The sequence below is a fragment of the Streptomyces sp. E2N166 genome, assembly GCF_003671715.1.
GTDB lineage: Bacteria > Actinomycetota > Actinomycetes > Streptomycetales > Streptomycetaceae > Streptomyces > Streptomyces thinghirensis.
This window is the reverse complement of record NZ_RAIF01000032.1, coordinates 1,668,728-1,674,098: the sequence shown is the minus strand read 5'-3', so window position 1 is coordinate 1,674,098 and position 5,371 is coordinate 1,668,728. Positions and strand designations below refer to the sequence as shown.

The following is a 5,371-nucleotide window of genomic DNA, read 5'->3' as shown; positions in this document are numbered from 1 at the left end:
GGCGGGGTGCGGCCGCCGGGGCGGGACCGCCGCGCACTGGCCGTCCGTCCCCGGGCAGGGCGGGAGCGCGTGGCCGGTGATCCGCCGTCCGTGGCGGTGATCGGCGGCGGCATCGCGGGCCTGGCGGCGGCGACCGTCCTGGCCGAACGGGGAGTACGGGTCGTGCTCCACGAACGCGAGGCCGTGCTCGGCGGCAGGGTCGCCGGATGGCCGGTCGACCTGCCCGACGGCACGCCCGCCACGATGAGCCGGGGCTTCCACGCCTTCTTCCGCCAGTACTACAACCTGCGGAGCCTGCTGCGCCGTTCCGACCCCGCGCTGGGGATGCTGACCGGGCTGCCGGACTATCCGCTGTGGCACAGCAGCGGGCTGCGCGACGGTTTCCGCCGGGTACCGCGCACTCCCCCGTTCAGCGCTCTCGGCTTCGTCGCCCTGAGCCCCAGTTTCGGGCTGCGCGACCTCCCGGCCATGCGGCCCGCCGCCGCCCTGCCGCTCCTCGACGTCCGTACGCGCCGCGTCCACGAACAACTGGACCACATCAGCGCGCACGACTTCCTCGACGCCGTGGGCTTCCCCGCGGCCGCGCGGCATCTGGCCTTCGAGGTGTTCTCCCGCAGTTTCTTCGCGGACCCGCGGGAGCTGTCGGCCGCGGAGATGGCGCTGATGTTCCACATCTACTTCCTCGGCTCCAGCGAGGGCCTGCTGTTCGACGTCCCCCGCGAGCCGTTCCCGCGGGCGCTGTGGGATCCGCTCGCGGAGCAACTGACGCGGCACGGTGCCGAGGTGCGGACGAACACGTCCGTCGAGGCGGTCCGGCCCGGCCCGTCCGGCGGCCACCTGGTGGTCGACTCCGCCGGTGCCCGGCCGTACGACGCCGTCGTGCTCGCACTGGACACCGGCGGTCTGAAGGGGGTGGTGGGCCGTTCACCGCAGCTCGGTGACGACGGGTGGCGCCGGGGGGTGGCGCGGCTGCGGACCGCTCCGCCGTTCCTGGTCTCCCGGCTGTGGCTGGACCGTCCGGTCGCGTCCGGCCGGCCCGGTTTCCTCGGTACCAGCGGCTACGGCTCGCTGGACAATGTCAGTGTGCTGTCCCAGTGGGAGGGCGAAGCGGACCGCTGGGCCGCGCGCACCGGAGGATCGGTCGTCGAACTCCACGCCTACGCCCTGCCCTCGACGGCCGTCCGGGAGGTCGAGGAGAAGCGCCTCGTCGGCCAGTTGCACCAGGTGTACCCGGAGACCCGCGAGGCCCGGGTCGTGGCCGCACGGCACGAGTGGCGGGCGGACTGCCCGCTGTTCACCGTCGGCGGCTACCGCGACCGTCCGACGGTCCGCACGCCCGACCCGGCCGTCGTCGTCGCCGGCGACCTGGTCCGTACGGATCTGCCCGTGGCCCTGATGGAACGCGCCGCCACCTCCGGGTTCCTCGCGGCCAACGCCCTGCTGGAGCGGTGGGGCGTTCGCGGGGAGACGCTGTGGACGGTGCCCGACCGGGGACGGTCGGTACTGCTGCGTGCCGTGGCTCGACGGTTCGGGGCGCGCTGACCTGCGCGGGCTCGACGGTTCGGGGCGCGCTGACCTGCGCGGGCTCGACGGTTCGGGGCGCGCTGACCTGCGCGAGGCTCTCTACGCCCCCGTGTCCTCCACCGCGCGGTCGGCCCGCCCGCCCGCGCCGAGCGGGCCGGTGGGGGCCATGGCGCCCTCGGCCTCCAGCCGTGGCAGCTCGCGGCGGGACAGCCGCAGAACCAGGGGCGGCAGGGTCGTGCGCCCCACCTGTGCCAGACGCAGCCAGCCGGGCACGTACACGGCGGTGCGACGGCGCTCCACGGCGCGCACCAGCCGGTCGGCGGCGTAGTCCGCCGGGAAGGTGCGGCGGGCCGGAGCCGGCATGTGTGCCCGCAACTCGCGCAGGACGGCGTACCGGTCGGCGTCACGGATCATGTCGGTGTCGAGCCAGTTGAGGTAGGCGATGCCCACGGCGACCCCGTGGTGGGCCACCTCGGCGCGCAGGGAGTGGGTGAAGGCCTCCACGCCCGCCTTGGAGGCGCAGTAGGCACTCATCATGGGCGCGGCGCCGAGCGACGCCAGCGAGGCGATCTGCAGGTGGTATCCGGCGGTGCGGAGCAGGTCCGGCAGGAAGGCGCGGGCGGTGTGGGCGCTGCCGGTCAGGTTCACGTCGACGACGCGGCGCCACTCGGCCGGGTCCGACGTGGCGAACGGGCCGCCTTCCGCGATGCCCGCGTTCGCCACCACGACCGACGGCGGCCCCAGGCGCCCGCGGACCTCACCGGCCGCGTCGTCCAGTGCGGCGGGGTCGGTGACGTCGGCCTCGACTGCGCACGCCGGAGTCGGCAGGTCCGCCGCCACGGCGTCCAGTCGCGACTTCTCGTGGCCGAGCAGCGCGATCCGCGCACCTCGGCGGGCGCACGCGTGTGCCAGGGCGGCGCCCAGTCCGCGCGCGGCGCCGGTCACCACAACGGTGCGGTTCTGGAGGGGGCTGTCTGTCACCGGTCGGCCCTTTCTCGGGGAACACGTGGACGGTCGCACGCGGCCGGTCGCAGGTGCGCGGTCGCACGCGGCCGACCGCGGGCGCCAGGCGAACGCGGCAGGTCGCACACGGCCTGGAGCACGCAGCCGGTCATGGCTTGTCGCCGGTGCGGTCGCGTCGGGTGAGGGTGCGCTGGACCCGCGCGAGGCCGGCGAACCGGTGCTGACGCAGCGCGGCGCGCGCGGCGTTGGCGCCCGGCGCCCCGTGCACCCCGCCGCCCGGATGGGCGCCCGCGGAGGCGAGGAAGAGGCCGGTCACCGGGGTCTCCGGCCGCCCGGTGCCGGGCACGGGCCGGAAGACGAGTTGCTGGTGCATGGCCGTGGTGCCGCCGTTGATGGCGCCCCCCTCCAGGTTGGCGTTCATGTTCTGCAGCGTCGGCGGGGCCAGTACGCGCCGGGCCCGGATCAGTGACCGGAAGCCGGGAGCGAAGCGTTCCACCTGGCGCTCGACGCGGTCGGCCATGAGCTGCTGCTCCTTGGTGTCCCAGCTGCCGGTGATGCCCTCGTCGCCCGCGTCGGCCCGGATGTCGTGGGGGACGTGTGTGTAGGCCCAGGCGGACTCCGTGCCGCGCGGTGAGCGGGACGGGTCCGTGGTCGTCATCTGGCCGAACAGCGCGAAGGGACGGTCGGGGACCTGCCGCATGGCGATCTGGGCGGCGAACCGGGTCAGCTCGTCGAGACCGTCGGCCAGGTGCACGGTCCCGGCCCGCGCCGCGTCCTCGCACCGCCAGGGCACGGGGCCGTCCAGCGCCCAGTCCACCTTGAAGGTGGCGAAGTCCCACTGGAAGCGCCGCAGATCGGCGAGGACTTGTTCCGGCAGGTCCTCGGGGGCCACGAGATCGCCGTAGAGGGCGGGCACGGACACGTCCGCGAGGACGGCGCGCCGGGCGGCGACCGTCTCCCCGCCTGCCGTGCGGACACCCACCGCGCGCCGGTCACGCACCAGGACGTGCTCGACGCGCCGCCCGCAGCGCAGGATGCCGCCCCGGGCGCGCAACCGGTGGACCAGGGCCGCGGTGAGAGCGCCGGAGCCGCCGACCGGCACGGGAAAGCCGTAGGTCTGTCCGAGCATGGACATCAGCCAGCCGAAACCGCCGCTCCCGGCGGCCTCCGGCGCGAGGTCGGCGTGCAGGGCGTTGCCGGCCAGGAGCAGTTTGCCGCCCTCGCCGTGGAACTCCTCCTCGCCCATGCGCCGTACCGGCAGCACCAGGGTGCGCGCCAGTCGCAGTCCGCCCCCGCCGCGCAGCCGCAGGGCCAGCCGGGCGCCGGCCCGGACCGGGGGGAAGGGGGTGAAGAGGGCGTCCAGGATGTCGGCCCGGTACCGGTCCCACACCTCGTGCAGGCGGTCCCAGGCGGCGCCGTCCCCGGGCGCGAAGGCGTCGAGGGAGGCGGCGGTGGTGCCCACGTCGCGGTCGAGGACGGCGCACGTGCCGTCGGTCAGGGGGTGGGCCAGCACATGGGGGGCGTGCGCCCAGCGCAGCCCGTGGTCCTGCAGCCGCAGTCCGGCGAGGACCGGGGAAGCGGCGGCGAGCGGGTAGAAGGAGCTGAACAGGTCGTTGACGAAGCCGGGGGCGACCTCGCTGTCGTGGCGCACCGCCCCGCCCGGCTCGGGCTGCTCCTCCAGGACCTCCACGCTCCAACCGGCGTCCACCAGCAGGTTCGCCGCCACCAGCCCGTTGGGGCCGGCCCCGATCACGACGGCGTCAGGCACGGCCGGCTCCGGGTCCGAAGTCCACCGACCCCGTCGTCTCCGCCGGTTCCGGCCTGCACTGTTCGCCGGCCTCGGACTCGCACAGCTTCGCGAGCCGGGCGAGCATCGCACGGTGGCGCACCTGGATCAGCGCCTCGACACCCACGTTGTGCAGCAGGCCGCCGGGGCCGCGCAGCGGGTGTTCGTCCACGATCACCAGGCACTGCTCGCCCCAGGGGCGCAGCTCGATGGCGATCCTGGCCGTGCCGAGCCTGCCCGCCTTCGCCTCCAGCTCCAGCACGGAGCCCTCCACACAGTGCCGGACCACCGACTCGTTGTTCAGCCGCATCGGCCCGAGCCGCACCTCGTAGGCGATCGTCGCGCCGACCTGCGGCCACTGTCCGGTCTTGGGGATGACCTCCGACGGGCCCACCACCCACTCCACGTACCGGTCGCCGTCCGCGAGGACGTCCCACACCGCCGCCGGACTCGCCTGGATCAACCGATGCCGAACCGCCACGCGTGCCTCCCACATCCCGAAGCCGTCACTGCAAGGACGCAGCACTGAGTGCCCCGTCCGGGACCGGCCAACCAAGGCAGGCTCTCCCGCCCCTCCGCGCGGTCTCCTGCCGCCCGGCGGCCAGGCTCTCCGGAAAGCCTCTGCATTGGCATGGACCTGACGTCGCACTCTGACTAAGCTCGGAGCCAACCCTCTGAGAGCGCTCTCAGACTGCGGTTGTTCCACCCCCACCTTGCTGGAACGACGAAGGGCAACTCCCGTGAGACGCAGCAGACTCAGGCACCTCGGCCTGGCCACCCTTCTCATGCTCGGCAGCCTCACCGCGGTCGGCACGCTGCCCGCCTCGGCGGCCGGCTCCCCCACCGACTCCGCCAAGGACCCGGCCGCTTCCGCCGGGCTCCTGGACGCCATGCAGCGGGACTTCGGCCTCACCCGGACCGAGGCCGAGGACCGGCTCGCGGCCGAACGCCGCGCCACCGACCTCGCACCCACGGCCCGCAGGGCCGCCGGGGACGCCTACGGCGGCTCCTGGTTCGACGCCGGTCGCGGGCGGCTGACCGTGGCCGTCACCTCGGAGGCGTCGCCCGCGACGGTCCGGGCCGTCGGCGCGACCGGTG

The 5,371-nt window shown here is 74.8% G+C and carries 4 protein-coding genes and 1 pseudogene; 2 read left to right on the top strand and 3 right to left on the bottom strand.

Annotation, left to right across the window (positions count from 1 at the left end; genetic code table 11):
• Positions 1-6: 6 nt before the first annotated feature.
• The gene (locus EBH09_RS34575; protein WP_121751156.1) at positions 7-1,542 is read left to right on the top strand and encodes an NAD(P)/FAD-dependent oxidoreductase; all 1,536 of its coding nucleotides are present in this window, start codon (positions 7-9) and stop codon (positions 1,540-1,542) included.
• 81 nt (positions 1,543-1,623) lie between these two features.
• Here the strand turns inward: EBH09_RS34575 and EBH09_RS34570 are convergent, their stop codons facing one another.
• The 3 genes from EBH09_RS34570 to EBH09_RS34560 form a co-directional block, all read right to left on the bottom strand.
• Positions 1,624-2,505: an SDR family oxidoreductase gene (locus EBH09_RS34570; RefSeq protein ID WP_121750740.1), complete on the bottom strand. Its 882-nt coding sequence runs from the start codon at positions 2,503-2,505 to the stop codon at positions 1,624-1,626.
• Positions 2,506-2,635: 130 nt separating this feature from the next.
• Complete coding sequence (locus EBH09_RS34565; protein ID WP_121750739.1) at positions 2,636-4,255, bottom strand: NAD(P)/FAD-dependent oxidoreductase; 1,620 nt, start codon at positions 4,253-4,255, stop codon at positions 2,636-2,638.
• The gene (locus tag EBH09_RS34560) at positions 4,248-4,754 is read right to left on the bottom strand and encodes an SRPBCC family protein (RefSeq protein ID WP_121750738.1); all 507 of its coding nucleotides are present in this window, start codon (positions 4,752-4,754) and stop codon (positions 4,248-4,250) included. Before EBH09_RS34560 ends, EBH09_RS34565 begins: the two co-directional genes overlap by 8 nt.
• A 259-nt stretch (positions 4,755-5,013) precedes the next feature.
• Here EBH09_RS34560 and EBH09_RS34555 point away from each other — a divergent pair.
• Positions 5,014-5,371, top strand: a pseudogene (locus EBH09_RS34555) (S1 family peptidase); the annotation flags it as partial.